This is a genomic window from Pseudaquabacterium terrae (assembly GCF_013266755.1).
Taxonomy (GTDB): domain Bacteria; phylum Pseudomonadota; class Gammaproteobacteria; order Burkholderiales; family Burkholderiaceae_C; genus Pseudaquabacterium; species Pseudaquabacterium terrae.
Window position 1 is genome coordinate 142,805 of sequence record NZ_JABRWJ010000012.1, and the last position, 16,032, is coordinate 158,836.

General features: G+C 69.5%; 16 protein-coding genes. 10 read left to right on the forward strand and 6 right to left on the reverse strand.

Features of this window, described 5'->3' with window-relative positions; all coding sequences use genetic code 11:
• On the forward strand, positions 1–744 hold the full coding sequence (locus tag HLB44_RS31660; protein ID WP_173132952.1) for an amino acid ABC transporter ATP-binding protein: 744 nt from the start codon (positions 1–3) through the stop codon (positions 742–744).
• Between the two features lie 12 nt (positions 745–756).
• On the opposite strand, the gene HLB44_RS31665 is transcribed toward HLB44_RS31660, so the two are convergent.
• Complete coding sequence (locus tag HLB44_RS31665; protein WP_173132955.1) at positions 757–1,674, reverse strand: LysR substrate-binding domain-containing protein; 918 nt, start codon at positions 1,672–1,674, stop codon at positions 757–759.
• Positions 1,675–1,685: 11 nt separating this feature from the next.
• Positions 1,686–3,524: an ABCB family ABC transporter ATP-binding protein/permease gene (locus HLB44_RS31670; protein WP_173132958.1), complete on the reverse strand. Its 1,839-nt coding sequence runs from the start codon at positions 3,522–3,524 to the stop codon at positions 1,686–1,688.
• Positions 3,525–3,623: 99 nt separating this feature from the next.
• Here HLB44_RS31670 and HLB44_RS31675 point away from each other — a divergent pair, with 99 nt between their 5' ends.
• From HLB44_RS31675 to HLB44_RS31715, 9 genes are all read left to right on the forward strand, one after another.
• Entirely contained in the window at positions 3,624–4,049 is a 426-nt protein-coding gene (locus HLB44_RS31675; RefSeq protein ID WP_173132961.1) for an acyl-CoA thioesterase, read from the forward strand.
• 86 nt (positions 4,050–4,135) lie between these two features.
• Positions 4,136–4,984 (forward strand): ROK family protein, encoded by an 849-nt coding sequence (locus tag HLB44_RS31680; protein WP_217283878.1) that lies wholly within the window; start codon positions 4,136–4,138, stop codon positions 4,982–4,984.
• Positions 4,981–6,993 carry a sensor histidine kinase gene (locus HLB44_RS31685; RefSeq protein WP_173132964.1) on the forward strand — a complete coding sequence of 671 codons (2,013 nt, stop codon included), beginning with the start codon at positions 4,981–4,983 and terminating at the stop codon, positions 6,991–6,993. Before HLB44_RS31680 ends, HLB44_RS31685 begins: the two co-directional genes overlap by 4 nt.
• Positions 6,994–7,000: 7 nt before the next feature.
• A complete protein-coding gene (locus HLB44_RS31690) occupies positions 7,001–7,660 on the forward strand; it encodes a response regulator transcription factor (RefSeq protein ID WP_217283879.1) in 660 nt (219 codons plus the stop codon).
• Between the two features lie 25 nt (positions 7,661–7,685).
• On the forward strand, positions 7,686–7,937 hold the full coding sequence (locus tag HLB44_RS31695; RefSeq protein ID WP_173132967.1) for a DUF2191 domain-containing protein: 252 nt from the start codon (positions 7,686–7,688) through the stop codon (positions 7,935–7,937).
• Positions 7,927–8,364, forward strand: a complete 438-nt coding sequence (locus tag HLB44_RS31700) for a TA system VapC family ribonuclease toxin (protein WP_173132969.1) — start codon at positions 7,927–7,929, stop codon at positions 8,362–8,364. The genes HLB44_RS31695 and HLB44_RS31700 overlap by 11 nt, the downstream gene beginning before the upstream one ends.
• Before the next feature lie 162 nt (positions 8,365–8,526).
• Complete coding sequence (locus HLB44_RS31705) at positions 8,527–8,703, forward strand: DUF1328 domain-containing protein (RefSeq protein ID WP_173132972.1); 177 nt, start codon at positions 8,527–8,529, stop codon at positions 8,701–8,703.
• A gap of 17 nt (positions 8,704–8,720) precedes the next feature.
• A complete protein-coding gene (locus tag HLB44_RS31710; protein WP_217283887.1) occupies positions 8,721–9,656 on the forward strand; it encodes a YihY/virulence factor BrkB family protein in 936 nt (311 codons plus the stop codon).
• A gap of 360 nt (positions 9,657–10,016) precedes the next feature.
• On the forward strand, positions 10,017–11,012 hold the full coding sequence (locus HLB44_RS31715) for an IS110 family RNA-guided transposase (protein WP_173132975.1): 996 nt from the start codon (positions 10,017–10,019) through the stop codon (positions 11,010–11,012).
• A 54-nt stretch (positions 11,013–11,066) separates the two neighbouring features.
• Here HLB44_RS31715 and HLB44_RS31720 read toward each other — a convergent pair whose 3' ends face one another.
• The 4 genes from HLB44_RS31720 to HLB44_RS31735 form a co-directional block, all read right to left on the reverse strand.
• Complete coding sequence (locus tag HLB44_RS31720) at positions 11,067–12,728, reverse strand: glycoside hydrolase family 9 protein (RefSeq protein ID WP_173132978.1); 1,662 nt, start codon at positions 12,726–12,728, stop codon at positions 11,067–11,069.
• A gap of 439 nt (positions 12,729–13,167) precedes the next feature.
• Entirely contained in the window at positions 13,168–14,268 is a 1,101-nt protein-coding gene (locus tag HLB44_RS31725) for an ABC transporter ATP-binding protein (protein WP_173132993.1), read from the reverse strand.
• 4 nt (positions 14,269–14,272) lie between these two features.
• A complete protein-coding gene (locus tag HLB44_RS31730; RefSeq protein WP_173133023.1) occupies positions 14,273–15,118 on the reverse strand; it encodes a carbohydrate ABC transporter permease in 846 nt (281 codons plus the stop codon).
• Entirely contained in the window at positions 15,108–16,031 is a 924-nt protein-coding gene (locus HLB44_RS31735) for a carbohydrate ABC transporter permease (RefSeq protein WP_217283880.1), read from the reverse strand. The genes HLB44_RS31730 and HLB44_RS31735 overlap by 11 nt, the downstream gene beginning before the upstream one ends.
• Position 16,032 lies beyond the last annotated feature (1 nt).

Consider the following 16,032-nt stretch of genomic DNA (forward strand, 5'->3'; position numbering starts at 1 on the left):
ATGACCGAATCGATCATCAGCTTCCAGAAGGTCAACAAGTGGTACGGCAACAACTTCCACGTGTTGCGCGACATCGACCTCGACGTCGCGCGCGGTGAGCGCATCGTCGTCTGCGGGCCGTCGGGCTCGGGCAAGTCGACGCTGATCCGCTGCATCAACCGGCTCGAGGAGCACCAGGAAGGCACGCTGCGGGTCGACGGTGTCGAGTTGAGCGACGACGTCAAGGCGATCGAGGCGATCCGCAAGCAGGTCGGCATGGTGTTCCAGCAGTTCAACCTGTTCCCGCACCTGACGGTGCTGGAGAACCTGACGCTGGCGCCGATGTGGGTCGGCAAGCTGCCGCGCGCCGAGGCCGAGGAGCGCGCGATGCAGCAACTCAAGCGCGTGCGCATCTCCGAGCAGGCGCTGAAGTACCCGCTGCAGCTGTCGGGCGGCCAGCAGCAGCGCGTGGCGATCGCGCGCGCGCTGTGCCTGACGCCGAAGATCATGCTGTTCGACGAACCGACCTCGGCGCTCGACCCCGAGATGATCAAGGAAGTGCTCGACGTGATGATCGAGCTCGCCGGCCAGGGCATGACGATGATCTGCGTCACGCACGAGATGGGCTTCGCGAAGGCGGTGGCCAACCGCGTGATCTTCATGGACCAGGGCCAGATCGTCGAGCAGGCGCCGCCGCATCAGTTCTTCGATAACCCGCAAAGCGAGCGGACGAAGGACTTCCTGTCGAAGATCCTGGGCCACTGAGGCCCGCGACGCTCAGCGCGCTTGAGCGCGCAGGTACTCCCACAACAGCTGCGCCGCCGACTTGGCATGCCGCGCCACTTCCGGCCGCTCGCGGTAGATGCGCACCTCCATCGTCAGCTCGCCGACGCCCGGCGGCGCGGCGGCGACCATGCGGCGAGCCTTCAGCTCCTTGCGCACGGAGCTCGCCGGCAGGAACGCGAGGCCGTGGCCTTCGAGGGCCATCGCCTTCAGGCCCTCGGACATGTCGGTCTCGTAGATCGTCTCCAGCGCCGGCGGCGCCGGCATCTGGCGAATGATCTGCTCGACCATGTAGCCCATGTAGGCGCCGGTGGCGTAGGCCAGCAGCGGCACCGGCGCAGCACCCGCGGCGAGCCGGAACATCGGCTGGCCGGCGGCGTCGGCCTTGGAATACGCGGCCAGCGTCTCGTGGCCGAGCGACAGCATCTCGTAGCGGTCGGGGCTCAGCTGCAGCGGCTGCGACGCGTGGTGGTAGGCGATCAGCAGGTCGCAGCCGCCTTCGGTCAGCCGCAGCACCGCGTCGTGCACGTTCAGCGCGATCAGGCGCGTCTTGACTGCACTGAAGCTGCGCTTCAACTCCATCAGCCAGTGCGGGAAGAAGGTGAAGGCCAGCGTGTGCGGCACCGCGAACTCGATGACGTCCTGGCCGCTGGCGCGGTGCGAGCGCATCAGGTTGCGCGCCGACTGCAGCGCGGTCAGGATCTCCAGCGCCTGCGCATGCAGCGTCTCGCCGGCCGAGGTCAGGCGCGTCGGGTAGGCCGAGCGGTCGACCAGGTCGATGCCGGCCCAGGCTTCGAGCGCCTGGATGCGGCGCGAGAACGCCGGCTGCGTGACGTGCCGCAACTGGGCTGAGCGCGAAAAGCTGCGGGTTTCGGCCAGGCTGACGAAGTCTTCAAGCCACTTGGTTTCCACGGGCCGGGAGTTTAGCGGTGCGAGACCGCGGTTCCCGAGGAATCGTCGGCGGCCGACTGCTGCAGGCGCCACATGCGGGCATAAGGACCGTTGGCCGCCAGCAGCGCGGCATGCGTGCCGCGCTCGACGACCCGGCCGCCATCGAGCACGACGATCTGGTGCGCATCGGCCACCGTCGACAGCCGGTGCGCGATGACCAGCGCGGTCTTGCCCTGCGCGGCGCTCTTCAGCTCCGCCTGGATCGCGCGCTCGTTGGCCGAATCGAGCGCCGACGTGGCTTCGTCGAAGATCATGATCGGCGGGTTCTTCAGCAGCGTGCGGGCAATCGCGACGCGCTGCTTCTCGCCGCCGGACAGCTTCAACCCGCGCTCGCCGACGACCGTCTGGTAGCCCAGCGGCGTCGCGCTGATGAAGCCGTGGATGTGCGCGGCGCGCGCTGCCCCTTCGACCTCTTCGGTGCTTGCGCCGGCGCGGCCATAGCCGATGTTGTAGCCCACCGTGTCGTTGAACAGCACGGTGTCCTGCGGCACGATGCCGATCGAGCGTCGCAGGCTCGCCTGCGTCACGTCGCGGATGTCGTGCCCGTCGATCGTGATGCGCCCGCCCGAGACGTCGTAGAAGCGGTACAGCAGCCGCGCCAGCGTGCTCTTGCCGGCCCCCGAGGCACCGACCACCGCCACCGTCTTGCCCGCAGGCACCTCGAAGCTGACGTCGTGCAGGATCGGCCGCGCCGGGTCGTACGAAAAGCTGACGTTCTCGAAGCGCACTGTCCCTTCGTTCACCGCCAGGTCGGGCGCACCGGGCGCGTCGGCGACTTCGCGTTCACGCTCGAGCAGGCCGAACATGCGTTCCAGGTCGGTCAGGCTTTGCTTGACCTCGCGGTACAGCACGCCGAGGAAATTCAGCGGGATGTAGAGCTGGATCAGGAACGCGTTGACCATCACCAGGTCGCCGAGCGTCAAGCGGCCGTCGACCACCCCCTGCGTCGCCCGCCACAGCATCGCGACGAGGCTCGTCGCGATGATCAGCTGCTGGCCGACGTTGAGCAGCGACAAGGTGGTCTGCGATTTCAGCTGCGCGCGCCGGTAGGCGTCCAGCCCCTCGTCGTAGCGCCGCGCCTCGAGCTCCTCGTTGTTGAAGTACTTGACGGTCTCGTAGTTCAGCAGCGCATCGATCGCCCGCGTATGGGCCTTCGAATCGAGCTCGTTCATCTCGCGCCGGAAGCGCGTGCGCCACTCGGTCACCGCGACGGTGAAGACGGTGTAGGCGGCCAGCGCGGCCAGCGTGATCCAGACATAACCGGCGTCGAAGCGGAAGCCGAGGATGCCGAGCACCAGCAGCACCTCGACCAGCGTCGGCAGGATCGTGTACAGCGAATACGACACCAGCGACTGCAGCGCGCGCGTGCCGCGTTCGATGTCGCGCGACAGCCCGCCCGTCTGGCGCTCGAGGTGGAAGCGCAGGCTCAGCGCGTGCAGATGGCGGAACACCTGCAGCGCGATCTGCCGCGACGCGCCGAACGAGACCTTGGCGAACACCAGCTCGCGCAGCTCGGTGAAGAGCGAGGTCGCCAGCCGCAGCCCGGCATAAGCCAGCAGCAGGCCGATCGGCACCACCAGCAGCGCGCGCGGGTCGCCCGCCTTCAAGTCCAGCGCATCCACCAGGTGCTTCAGCAGCACCGGCACGCTGACGTTGGCCGCCTTGGCGCTGAACAGGAACAGCAGCGCGATGCCGATGCGCCAGCGGTACGGCCACAGGAACGGGAACAGGCGGCGCAGCGTGTCCCAATCCGAGCGCGGGCCGGCGGCCTCGGGGGCCAGCGGGACATTCAGGCTTTGGGAACGGCGCATCGAAGGAGCGGGCTGCTGGCGTGGGAGGGCTGGCGAAGAGCGGTCGCGCAGAAAACCGTCGTGGACAATCAAGCCGCAACTCACCGAGAGATCAAGCCGATGTCCGACTCTTCAAGCCCGATGCCGACGGCGCTGACCGGCCCCAGCAGTTTGCCCGATGGCAGCGAGCTGGTGCTGCGCGTGATGCCGATGCCCGCAGACGTCAACGGCAATGGCGACATCTTCGGCGGCTGGCTGATGGCGCAGGTCGACCTGGCCGGCGCGGTGCTGCCGGCGCGCATCGCCAAGGGCCGCATCGCGACGGTCGCGGTCAACCAGTTCACCTTCAAGCAGCCGGTGTCGGTGGGCGACCTGGTCAGCTTCTATTCACGCGTCGTGCGGGTCGGCAACACCTCGATCACCGTGCAGGTCTCCGTGCTGGCCGAGCGCAATCCGGCCAACCTGCAGGTCGTCAAGGTCACCGAGGCGAACCTGACCTACGTGGCGATCGACCACGACGGCAAGCCGCGGCCGATCCCGAAGTGAGGGGTCACGGGTAGATTTCCGCGTTGCGGCGGCGGACCGGGCTCCGGTCCAATGGCGGGTCGACCACTCCCCGCCCCTGCATTCGCGTGAGCCCCGTCATCGCGCTGGACATCGGCGGCACGCACAGCCGGGCCGCGCTGATCGACGACGGCCGCATCGGCTGGCGCGCGGCAGTCCCGACGCCGGGCCTGGCGGGGCCGGACGCGGTGATCGATGCGTTGCTGCAGCTGCTGGCGCCGTTGCGCACGCCGCCGGCGGTGCCGGTCGGCGTCGCGATCGCCGGGCTGGTGGTCGATGACGATCGGGTCACGATGCACAACGGCGCGGTCTTTCGCGGCTGGACCGGCTTCCCGCTTGCCCGGGCCCTGCGCGAGCGGCTGGACCGGCCGGTCACGGTGATCAACGACGCGCGCGCCGCCGCCTGGGGCGAACACCGCTTCGGCGCCGGCCGCGGCTGCCGCGAGTTCCTGTTCGTCACCGTGTCGACCGGCGTCGGCGCCGGCCTGGTGCTCGACGGCCGGCTCCACCGTGCCGGCAACGGCTTCGATGCCGAGCTCGGCGAGACCCTGGCCGACGGTGGCCGGACGACGCTGGAGGACATCGCCTCCGGCACCGCGCTGACGCGGCGCGCGTTGGCGTTGGGCTTCGGCAGCGCCGCGGCGCTCTGCGATGCCGCCGAAGCGGGCGATGTGCGCGCCGACGCCGCGTGGCGCGAAGGCACCACCGCGCTGGCGCTGAAGCTCGCCGACCTGGCCGTGCTGCTCGGCGTCCGCCGCTGCGCGATCGGCGGCGGCCTCGGCTTGCGCAGCGGCACCCTGGCGCGGCTGCAGCAGGCGCTGGACGCGCTGCCGCCGATGTACCGAATGCAGCTCGTGCCCGCCGAGCTCGGCGCCGACGCCGGGCTGCAAGGCGCAGCCGACTGGGCGCTGCGATGACCCCGGCCGTGCCGCGCCGCGAGCGCCTGCTGTACAGCCGCTGGCCCTGGCTGCTCGCGTCGCTGGTGCTGATGCTCGGCCTGGTCGGCGCCACCGTGCTCGGCTGGCTCTGGTATGCCGACCAGCGGGAGGCGCAGGACCGGCGCGCGGCGCTCGATTTCCTGTGGCTCGAACAGACCGTGCAGCAGACGCTGACCACCAACCAGCGGCTGCTCGCCAACTGGGCGCATGACCTCGCGCCACCGACAAACCGCGACGCCATCGCCGAATTCATCACCCGCTCAGGCGGCCTGATGCGCGACAACCTGGCGCTGCTGGCGGTCGAGCTGCTCGATCGCCACGGCAGGCGCATCACCGGCCTGCCGCACTACGGCGACGAGCGCCCCGCCACGCTGCCGCCGCTCACCGACCCGCTGGTGACCGGTGCGATCGAACGCGCGCGCTCGCTCGAACGCCCCGAATACAGCCGCGTGATCGAACAAGGCGCGCCGCTGTGGGCACTGGCCGTGCCGATCGCCGACGAGGCCGGCGAGCACGGCACCGTGCTGGCCCTGTACGACCTCGATCGCCTGCTCGAGCAGGAAGTGCCGTGGTGGTTCGTGCAGCGCTACGAGCTGAGCCTGGTCGACCGCCACAACAAGCGCCTGTCGCCGCGCGACGGCGCGCTGCCGGAGCGCATCGACACCGTCACCAAACTGAACTTCGGACCCGCCGACAGCGGGCTCGCGCTGTGGGCCAGCCCGCACGCGCCGGCCCACACCACCGCCCTGCTCGGCGCGCTGGTGCTGGCGCTGCTGCTGTTCGCGCTGCTGGTCATCGTGCTGTTGCGCCTGCTGCAGCGCTGGCTGCGCGAGCGTCAGGCGGCACAGCAGGCGCTGCAGGACGCGCTGCGCTTTCGCGAGGCGATGGAGAACTCGCTGCCGACCGGGCTGATGGCCTTCGACCGCGCGGGCCGCATCATCTACGCCAACCGGGCGCTCGGCCGCATGCTCGGGCTGGCGGCCGAGACGCTGGTCGGCGCCGGCGCGCCGTTCCCGTTCTGGCCCGCGCAACGCGAGGCCGACTGCGCCGCGCAGCATGCGGCGATGCTGGCCGGCGCGAGCCCGGCCGACGGCCAGCCCCTGGAGCTGCAGCGCGCCGACGGCAGCCTGTTCTGGGCCCGGCTCTTCGTCTCGCCACTGGCCGACGGCGCGAGCGCGCCGAAGGGCTGGATGGTCTCGCTCTACGACACCACCGCCGAACGCACGGCCGCTCACATCGCGCGTGAGCGCGATGCGCTGCTGCAGCACACCGCGCGGCTCGCCAGCCTGGCCGAATTCGCCTCCGGCATCGCGCACGAGCTGAACCAGCCGCTGGCAGCGATCGCCAACTACGCGGCGGTGGCCGACAGCGGCCTGGCCCAATCGCCGCCGCGGCTGCCGACGGTGCAGGACGCCGTCGCCCGCCTCGGCGAAGAAGCGCACCGCGCCGGCCGCATCATCCACAGCCTGCGCAGCTTTATCCACAAGCGCGCGGTCGAGCACCGGCCGCACCGCGTCGGCGACCTGCTGACCGAGCCGCTCGCGCTGCTGGCGCCGCTGGCCGAGCGGCTGCAGGTGCCGGTGCGGGTGATCGCCGACGACGATGAATTGCGCATCGATGGCGACGGCGTGATGATCGAGCAGGTGCTGTTCAACCTGCTGCGCAACGCGCTCGAAGCGGTGGCCACGCTGCCGGCGCCGCCGCCGGCCGATGCGGTGAGCGTGCGCATCGAGGCCGACGGCGACGAGGCCGTCACCGTGACCATCGAGGACCGCGGCCCGGGCTTCGCCGATGCCGCGCCGCTGTTCCAACCCTTCTACACGACCAAGTCCGACGGCATGGGCCTGGGCCTGGCGATCTGCCGCACGGTGATCGAGAGCCACGGCGGCCGCCTGTGGGCCGAAGCCCGCGAGGGCGGTGGCGCGCGCCTCGCGTTCCGGCTGCCGCGCAGCACCACCGTACTGGCCACCGAATCGCTTGCGCGATGATCCACCGATGAGTACGCCCATGCCGCCCGCCGACCCGTTGATCGCCATCGTCGATGACGATCCCGCCGTGCGCCGCTCGCTGGCGATGCTGCTCGACACGCGCGGCTGGGCGGCGCGCGAATTCGAACGCGCGGCCGACCTGCTGGCCGCGCCCGACATCGGCGTCTTCGCCTGCCTGCTGCTCGACGTGCGCATCCCCGGCATGAGCGGGCTGGAGCTGTTCGACGAACTGCGCCGCCGCGTGCGCGACACGGCCCGATACCTGCCGCCGGTGCTGTTCCTGACCGGCCACGGCGACATCCCGATGGTCGTGCAGGCGCTGAAGCAGGGCGCCGCCGATTTCCTCGAAAAGCCGGCCGATCCGCGCAGCCTGCTCGACGCCATCGGCCGCGCGATCGCCGCCGACCGCGATGCGCGCGCCGCATTCGCCAGCAAGGCCGCGCTACTGCGCGACATCGCCGCGCTGACGCCGCGCGAGCGAGAAGTGCTCACCGAGCTGGTCGGCGGCTACCTCAGCAAGCAGATCGCCGACCACCTGCAGATCAGCACCAAGACCGTCGAGGCGCACCGGCTGCGCATCTGCCACAAGTTCAACGTGCGCACCGGCATGGAGCTCGCCGCCAAGCTGCGTGACGTGCCGGCCAGCGCCTGGCAGCAGCCGCAATGAATACAGAAATCTGTATGATTTCGCGATGAAGACGACACTCGACATCGACGACGGACTGCTGGCCAGCGCCAAGGCGCTCGCCGCGCAGCAGCGCACCACGCTGACGCGGCTGATCGAAGAGGGATTGAGACTGCGGCTGCGCGATGTCCGCCAGCTGCCGCCCGCGACAAAGCCGCGGCTGCCGGTCTACCGTGGCCGCGGCGGCCTGGTCACCGGCATCGACCCCACGAGCAACCAGTCGCTGCTGGCCGCGCTCGAGGCCGACGATGACGCCTGACGTCAACGTGATGGTCGCAGCGTCTCGCAGTGATCACCCGCATCACCGCGCCGCACGCGCCTGGCTCGAATCCGCGCTGGCCGAATGTGCACAGGGCGCCAGCTTCAGGCTGATGCCGATGGTCGCAGCGAGCTTCTTGCGCCTGGTGACGAGCCCGCGCATCTTCGTCCAGCCGACGCCGACTGCCGACGCAGTCGGCTTCATCGATGCAGTGCTCGCAGTGCCGGGGGTGGAGATGGCCGTGCTCGGACCGGAATGGCCCCGCCTGCGCCAGCTCTGCATCGACCACACGCTCGGCGGCAATCATCTGCCCGATGCATGGCTGGCCGCTGCCGTCGTCCAGTCCGGCGAACGCCTGGCCAGCTTCGACCGGGACTTCAAGCGCCTGCTTGCATCCTCTCAATTGACCCTGCTCGACGCGACCTGACTCGTCGATCCCGGCCGCCGGCACCGCGGCGTACCGTCCTACACCCTGCCCTCGCCGGCGCCGACGCCGCGCGCGCACATCGCTTGCTCCAGTGGCACTGCCAGGTCGGTCGGAACATCCGGTTCCGCGCCGCACCACCGAGGCAAACGAAAGGTTGCTGCCATGTTGAAGTGGGCCATCATCTTCGGGTTGATCTCCCTGGTCGCCGCGCTGTTCGGCTTCACCGGCATCGCCGCCGGCGCCGCCGGCATCGCCAAGATCCTGTTCGTGCTGTTTGCGATCGCCTTTGTCGTCGTGCTCGCACTCGCGCTGATGGGCGCCAAGTCCATCGCGAAGTGAGCACTCCCCGGGCCTGGCTGCCCCCGGCCGGCCCTGGGCCGCGCGGCCTTGGGCCCCGCGAGCTGCACCACATCGCGCGGCACCCGCTGCGATTCGCAGCGCAGGTGCTGCGCGCGTTTCGCGCCAACCAGGGCTTCCTGTTGGCCGGCGGCGTGGCGTACTACGCGCTGGTGTCGATCGTGCCGATGCTGGTGCTGGCGGTGTCGGTGTTGAGCGGGCTGCTCGGCGAAGCGCCGGTCTTCGCCGCGCTCGAGCGTTACCTTGCCTGGCTGCTGCCGGGGCAATCCGACGCCATCGTCGCCGAGCTGCAGACCTTCCACGCGCACCGTGGCACGCTGGGCTGGCTGCTGCTGGCGACGATGCTGTTCTTCAGCACCCTCGCCTTCACCGCACTGGAGAACGCGATGTCGATCATCTTCCGGCACCGCGTCGCCATCCGCCGCCGCCATGCGCTGGTGTCGGCGGCGCTGCCCTACGTCTATGTCCTGTGCCTGGGCATCGGCATGCTGGTGGTGACCATCGTCGCCACCGGCTTGCAGAACTTCGGCGAGCGCGAGTGGCATGTGCTCGGCCGCGCGCTGTCGTTCGGCGGCCTGTCGGGCGTGATGCTCTACCTGCTCGGCCTCGCCGGCGAAGTGCTGGTGATCACTTCCATCTACCTGGTGATGCCGGTCGGCCCCCTGTCGCTGCGCCATGCACTGCTCGGCGGGTTGATCGCGACCCTGCTGTGGGAGCTGTCGCGCCACGCGCTGGTCTGGTACTTCGAGACGCTGTCGCAGATCGGCCGCGTCTACGGCTCCTTCACGACCGCGATCGCGGTGCTGCTGACGCTCGAAGTGGCGGGCATCCTGCTGCTCTTCGGCGCGCAGGTGATCGCCGAGGCCGAACGCATCGATCCGGATGCGCCGGCGCTGCCGCAGGCACCGCCGAAGCCGCTGCGCACGCCGGGGTGAGCACATCAGTCGGCGTCGGGCCGCTCCCAAGGCGACTGAGCGCCCCTTGTATGCTGGCTTTACGTTGATCTGTCGTAGTGGAGCGCTGTGGAGCTTGTGGGCGAAGGCGGGCGCGGTGGGCAACGCGCAGCGTTGTCCACGGCAAGCCCGGCGGTGCGGCGCCAGCCGCATCGTCCACAAATCCATAGCGCTCCGCACCGAGGTCGGCACGCCCGGTATTGGTTTCGCAGGTGTGTGCACAGCCCGTCGCCCCTTTGAGCTCGCAACTCGTCCCCAAGCAGTTGGGCGTGCACGCTCTTGCGTTCGTTGCCAAGCCCGAACAGTTACCCGAATGGACTTCGCATGTTGCAAGGATGGGCTATGACGGACGCGGCTCGTGAATCCGATCCCGATGGTCGGCACCTGGACTACATCGGCATTGACATGGCCAAGGCTCGCTTCGAGTGGGGCGTGCACGGTGCGCGATCCACCCAGAGCGTGACCAACGAGCCGGCCGGCTTCGTGGCCTTGCTGGCGGATCTGCGAGAGCACCGAGTAGGTCTGATCGTCATCGAGGCCACCGGAGGCCTGGAGCATGCCCTGGCAAGCCTGCTGCTGGACGCTGGCCTGCCCGTGGCGGTGGTGAACCCACGCGCCGCGCGCGAGTTCGCACGCAGCATGGGGCACCTGGCCAAGACCGACGCCATCGACGCGTTGGCGCTTGCGCACTACGCGCACACCCTGGCGCACAAGGCCGATCAGGCCGGGGTGCAGGTGGCGCCGGCGCCGGCACATCTCGAAGCCTTGCAGGCGATGGTGTTGCGTCGCAGACAGCTGATGGACATGCGCGTGGCCGAGACGAACCGGCGCCAAGGTCCAATGCGGGTGCTGCGCAAGAGCATCGATGCAGTGATCAAGACCCTGAACGAGCAGATCGACGCGCTGGACAAGGAGATCGGAACGCATCTGGACCAGCACTTCAAAGAGTTGGACAAGCGCTTCGAGCACATCAAGGGCATTGGCCCCAACACCTGCGCGGCGATCGTGGCCTTCATGCCCGAGTTGGGCCAGATCAGCAACGCCCGCGCGGCCAAGCTGGCCGGCCTGGCGCCGCTGAACAACGATTCGGGCAGCTCGCGCGGCAAGCGCAGCATCTGGGGCGGGCGCAGCATCGTGCGCTGCGCTCTTCACATGGCCACGCTCAGTGCCGTGCGCTTCAACCCCGTCATCAGGCCCTTCTACCAACGCCTGCTCACCGCCGGCAAGCCCAAGAAGGTCGCCATGACGGCCTGTTCGCACAAGCTCCTGCGCATCCTCAACGCCATGGCTCGCAGCGGCAAGCCTTGGAACCCCGACCTTCACGGAGTCACCGCTTGACGCCGAACACAGTTGCTTGGGGGCCGCGAACGAAGTGAGCTGGGGGCAGACATCTCAGCGCGCCCGCCACCACGCCAGCGCAAGGAACAGCCACGCGCCGTGCGGCAGCCACTGCTCGCGCCAGCGCCACGAATGCATCGGCGTCGTCTCGTGCGGGGCGCGGAAGTCGATGTCGGCCTCATCGTCGAGGCCGGCGGTGATGCCGTTGCAGACGCCGCCGGGCGCGTTCCAGTAGCCGGGTTCGTAGTGCGGATGGCCGCGGCCGCGGCCTTGCATCATGCAGGTGTCGAAGGGGTTGCGGCCGAAGATCCAGTCGAGAGCCGAGCGTGCATAACTTCTCAAGGACGCGTCTTCACCGAAGCGCCGTTCGGCAGCCAACGCAGCGGCGGCGAGCGACCCGAGCCGCGCGTTCTCGCCCTGCCACCAGTAGCCGCTGTCGTTGTGATGCGGGATGAAGAACTGCGCGCGGCCCGGCTCGCCCGGCGCCTGCACCCACTGGCGCGGGTAGCCGAACGGGTTGCCGGCGCCGTCGTTGGTGATGCGCAACTCGTGCCGCAGCGCGCGGCGCACGCCGTCACGCACCGCGACGTCGTCGGGCGCCAGGTCGAGGTAGCGCAGCAGCGCGACCAGCGGCAGCCCGGCGTCGACGGCGTGGAAGTAGCTGCGCGTGCGATCGTCGTCGGCCCAGAACCAGCCGTCGGCATGCTGGCGTGCGATCAGGCGGTGCGCGCGATCGGTCGCCGCGCGGTGGTAGCGCTCGTCGCAGGTGGCCGACCACAGCTCGCAGGCGGCGAGCAGCGCGCAATAGTCGTCGAGGATGTTCTCGCGGCCGTCGTCGAGGTAGGCCGCGTTGTGCTGCTGCAGGTGCGCAAAGCCGCGCTGCGCGGCGGCGAGGCAGTGGCTGCGCGGGAATTCGCCGTCGCGCGGCAAGGTGCTCGCGCGCGCCAGCGCAGCGATCGCGCAGCCGCCGCCCTGGCGGAAGCCCGCCTGGTAGCTGGCGAACAAGTGCCCCTGCTGCGTGGTGTAGCTGCACAGGCGCCGCTGCGTGACATCCTTGGTCCAGCGGTCGAACACCGTCATGTAGAACCAGCTGTCGTCGTGCTGCATGCGGCAGAGGAAGTCGGCCCCGTGCAGCGCTTCGTCGACGGTGCGCTCGGCCAGCCACGGCGCCACCGCCCCGCCCTGCTGCAGCCCGGCGATCAGGTTCCACACCACCTGCGGCGTCTGCTGCGGGTTCATGAAGTTGGCGTACGACAGGTGCGACAGGTACTTCGACGCATCGCCGGACGCGTCGTACCAGCCGCCATGCACGTCGACGCGCTGCTCGCTGCCGAACACCGGGCACGAGCGGTCGGCGGCGTCGAAGATGCCGCTGCAGCGCTGCGACTTGAAGTAGTGGACGAGGTCCGATTGCAGCGACTCGTCGAAGACTTCGGCGCGGATGGTCAGCGGCGCGGCGACGAGCGACGCGCCCTCGCCCAACTGCAGCCCGTAGTCGCCGACTGCTTGCAACGCCGAGAAGTCCGCCGCGGCGTAGTGCCGCCCTTGCCAGCCGGGCACCGGTGCGAGCGGTGCCAGGCGGCCCTCGAACACCGGCGCACCGCCGGCGGACGGCACGAGGGCGAAGAGCCGCGGCTCGATCGGCGCATCGGCCTGCAACAGCGCGACCTTCGGACCGGCGGCTTCGAAGCCGAGGTGGTTGTGCAGTAGTTTCATTGCGGTCGTTTCCAGAGCGATCGTCAGCAGCGCGACGCCTTGAACCGCTCGCTGTCGAGCGACTGGTTTCGCCCCGTTGCTGCCATTGCGATTGAAGACTCAGCGAGATCAGGCCGCCAGGGTGCCCTGTTGCGCTCGTGTCCCCCGGTCGCTCCGCTCCCTCCTCCTCTTACTTCGCTCCACAGGGCACCCTGCCGTCCTGATCCGGCGCGGCCCTGGAATTGATTCTTCGCACGCCACCGTGGTGCCGTTGCCAAGGACATGGGGTGCCCGCTGCAGCGAGGTAAGAGGAGGAGGGAGCGCAGCGACCGGGGGACACGAGCGGCAGCGGGTACCCCGTGGCCTTGGCTCGCTCGGTCTGTGCATGCGCGATACGGCGCCGACGACTGCACAGGGTCGCGAGGCGACGCTCGGTTGAGCGACAAGGACCGTATTGATTTCACTTCAAGCCCGGAAAGGCATCGCCGCACGCGTCGAACAGCAAGCCGTGCCCCGTCGCGATGTCGACGGCGACGGATTCGCCGGTTCGCAGAGAAGGCCCATGGCCGCTCACTTTGGCGCACAGCGGTTCGCCCAGACCTGGGAGCTCCACGTAGGCCAGCCGGTGATCGCCCAGGTATTCGAGCAGTTGCACCTGACCCGACCCGGACCCCGGTCGCAGCTGCAAGTGTTCCGGCCGCAGCCCCAGCGTCAGTGCGCTGCCGGCCGCGGCGCGCCGCGCATCCACCGGCAGCTGCAGCCGGCCGAGGCCGGCGACCTCGATCTCCGCGCCGGTCGCGCCGGCCGCCAGCAGCCGCCCGGCCAGGCGGTTGATCTGCGGCGCGCCGAGGAAGCCGGCGACGAACAGGTTGGCCGGCGTCTCGTACAGCGCCGCCGGCGTGCCGACCTGCTGCACGCGGCCGGCATCGAAGACGACGATGCGGTCGGCCAGCGTCATCGCCTCGACCTGGTCGTGCGTGACGTAGACCATCGTCGCGCCCAGGCGCTGGTGCAGGCGGGCGATCTCGACGCGCATCGCCTGGCGCAGCGCGGCATCCAGGTTCGACAGCGGCTCGTCGAACAGGAACACCGCCGGCTCACGAACGATCGCGCGGCCGATCGCCACGCGCTGGCGCTGTCCGCCGGACAGTGCGCGGGGCAGCCGCTGCAGCAGCGGATCGAGCTGCAGGATCTCCGCCGCACGCCCGACGCGGCGTGTGACCTCGTCCTTCGCGACCCCGCCGCGGCGCAGCGCGAACGCCATGTTGTCGTAGACGTTCATGTGCGGGTACAGCGCATACGACTGGAAGACCATCGCGATGCCGCGCTGCGCCGGCGGCAGCGTGTCGGCGCGGCGCTCGCCGATGTGGATCTCGCCGGCGGTCGGCTCGTCGAGCCCCGCCAGCACGCGCAGCAAGGTCGACTTGCCCGAGCCCGACGGACCGACGAAGACCACCAGCTCGCCATCGTCGATCTGCAGGTCCACCGTGTCGAGCGCGGCCACGGCCTGCGCGCCGCGGCCGTAGTGCTTGCTGATCCCGCTCAGACGCAGCGCTGCCATCCGATCATCCTTTCACCGCACCGGCGGTCAGGCCCTTGATGAACCAGCGCTGGCCGGCGAAGAACACCAGCAGCATCGGCAAGGTCGAGACGATGCCGGCGGCCATCAGCAGGTCGAGGCGCTGGTGGAACTGGCTGACGAAGAGCCGGATGCCGACCGGCAGCGGCTGCACGCTGGTGGAGCTGGTCAGCACCCAGGCGAAGAAGAGCTCGTCCCAGGCCAGCAGGAAGACGAAGGTGGCGGTGGCGATGATGCCGGGCCCGCACAGCGGCAGCACGATGCGCCACAGCGCGCCGAAGCGCGAGCAGCCGTCGATCACCGCGGCGTCCTCGAGCTCGCGCGGGATGCCGACGAAGAAGCCGCGCATGATCCAGATGCTGGCCGGCGTGAACAGCGCGACGTAGAGGAACACCAGGCCGTGCCGCGTGTCGAGCATCGGCAGGCCCCAGCGCTCGCCGAGTGCGCGGTACAGCATGTACAACGGCAGGAAGAACAGCATGCCGGGCACCACCTGCGTCAGCGTGATCGCCACGGACACGCCGTCGCTGCCGCGAAAACGCAGCCGCGCCAGCGCGTAGGCGGCGCACAGCGCGCAGCCGGTGGCGATCAGCGTGGCCACGCCGCAGATCACCAGGCTGTTGAGCAGGAAGGCGCCGAAGTCGACCTGCGTCCAGATCTCGACATAGTTGCGCCAGCGCAGCGCCGCGCCGGGCTCGGACGCGCCGCCCGAGAGCTCGCTGCCGCTCTTCAGCGAGGCCCACAGCATCCATCCGATCGGCGACAGGGTCAGCGCGACGAGCACCCAGGTGAGCGTCGTCAACGCAGACCCAAGCCAGCGCTCAGTACGCATCGACCAGGCTCCTGCGGAAGCCCTTCAGCCACAGCCCGACGAACAGCAGCATCAGCGCCATCAGCACGAAGGACACGGCCGCGCCCTGGCCGAACAGCCAGTAGCTGAACGATTGCCGCGTCAGCAGCGGCAGCAGCAGGTCGGCCCATTCGCCGGGGTAGCCGGCGCCGTGGCCGAACATCATCGAGACGATGTTGTACGAGTACAGGTTGTCGATGATCTGGAACATCAGCTGGATCAGGATCACCGGCTTCAACAGCGGCAGCGTGATGTGCAGGAACTGCTGCCAGCGGCTGACGCCGTCGATCGTCGCCGCCTCGTAGGGCTCCTCCGGCAAGGCCTGCAGCGCGGCGCCGAACACCAGCATCAGCAGCGGCCAGCCGCGCCAGACGGTCGGGATGACGATGGCCCAGAACGCGTTGCTGCCGATCAGCCAGAACGGCCGCTCGTCGACCAGGTGCAGCCAGTCGACCAGCACGGTGTTGATCAGCCCGGTGTCGCGCTGCCACAGCTGGCCCCACAACATGCCGACAACGTAGCTCGGCACGATCCATGGCAGCAGCAGCAGTGTGCGCGCCAGCGCGCGGCCCGGGAAGTTGCGCTGCAGCAGCATCGCCATGCCCAGTCCGATGCCGATCGACAGCGTCGAGACCACCACGGTGAAAAGCACCGTGTTGCGCAACGCGATCGCGAAGCCGGCACGCAAGGGGTTGGCCGGATCGAACAGCACGCGGCGGTAGTTGTCCCAACCGACAAAAGGCGCGTCCAGGTACTGGCCCAGCGTGAACTGGTTGAGCTTCAGCAGCGACATCCAGAAGCCCTGCACGATCGGCAGCCCGTTGACCGCCGCCATCATCAGCAGCGCCGGCAGCAGCAGCAGATACGGAAAGGCGTCGAAGCGCCGCCGTTTCACG

Bases quoted from the DNA above. Each gene is read 5' to 3' on its own strand.
- HLB44_RS31695 (WP_173132967.1), top strand. From the start codon at position 7,686: ATGAAGACGACACTCGACATCGACGACGGACTGCTGGCCAGCGCCAAG.
- HLB44_RS31725 (WP_173132993.1), bottom strand. From the start codon at position 14,268: ATGGCAGCGCTGCGTCTGAGCGGGATCAGCAAGCACTACGGCCGCGGC.
- HLB44_RS31660 (WP_173132952.1), top strand. From the start codon at position 1: ATGACCGAATCGATCATCAGCTTCCAGAAGGTCAACAAGTGGTACGGC.
- HLB44_RS31700 (WP_173132969.1), top strand. From the start codon at position 7,927: ATGACGCCTGACGTCAACGTGATGGTCGCAGCGTCTCGCAGTGATCAC.
- HLB44_RS31685 (WP_173132964.1), top strand. From the start codon at position 4,981: ATGACCCCGGCCGTGCCGCGCCGCGAGCGCCTGCTGTACAGCCGCTGG.
- HLB44_RS31715 (WP_173132975.1), top strand. From the start codon at position 10,017: ATGACGGACGCGGCTCGTGAATCCGATCCCGATGGTCGGCACCTGGAC.
- HLB44_RS31690 (WP_217283879.1), top strand. From the start codon at position 7,001: ATGAGTACGCCCATGCCGCCCGCCGACCCGTTGATCGCCATCGTCGAT.
- HLB44_RS31705 (WP_173132972.1), top strand. From the start codon at position 8,527: ATGTTGAAGTGGGCCATCATCTTCGGGTTGATCTCCCTGGTCGCCGCG.
- HLB44_RS31720 (WP_173132978.1), bottom strand. From the start codon at position 12,728: ATGAAACTACTGCACAACCACCTCGGCTTCGAAGCCGCCGGTCCGAAG.
- HLB44_RS31730 (WP_173133023.1), bottom strand. From the start codon at position 15,118: ATGCGTACTGAGCGCTGGCTTGGGTCTGCGTTGACGACGCTCACCTGG.
- HLB44_RS31670 (WP_173132958.1), bottom strand. From the start codon at position 3,524: ATGCGCCGTTCCCAAAGCCTGAATGTCCCGCTGGCCCCCGAGGCCGCC.
- HLB44_RS31675 (WP_173132961.1), top strand. From the start codon at position 3,624: ATGTCCGACTCTTCAAGCCCGATGCCGACGGCGCTGACCGGCCCCAGC.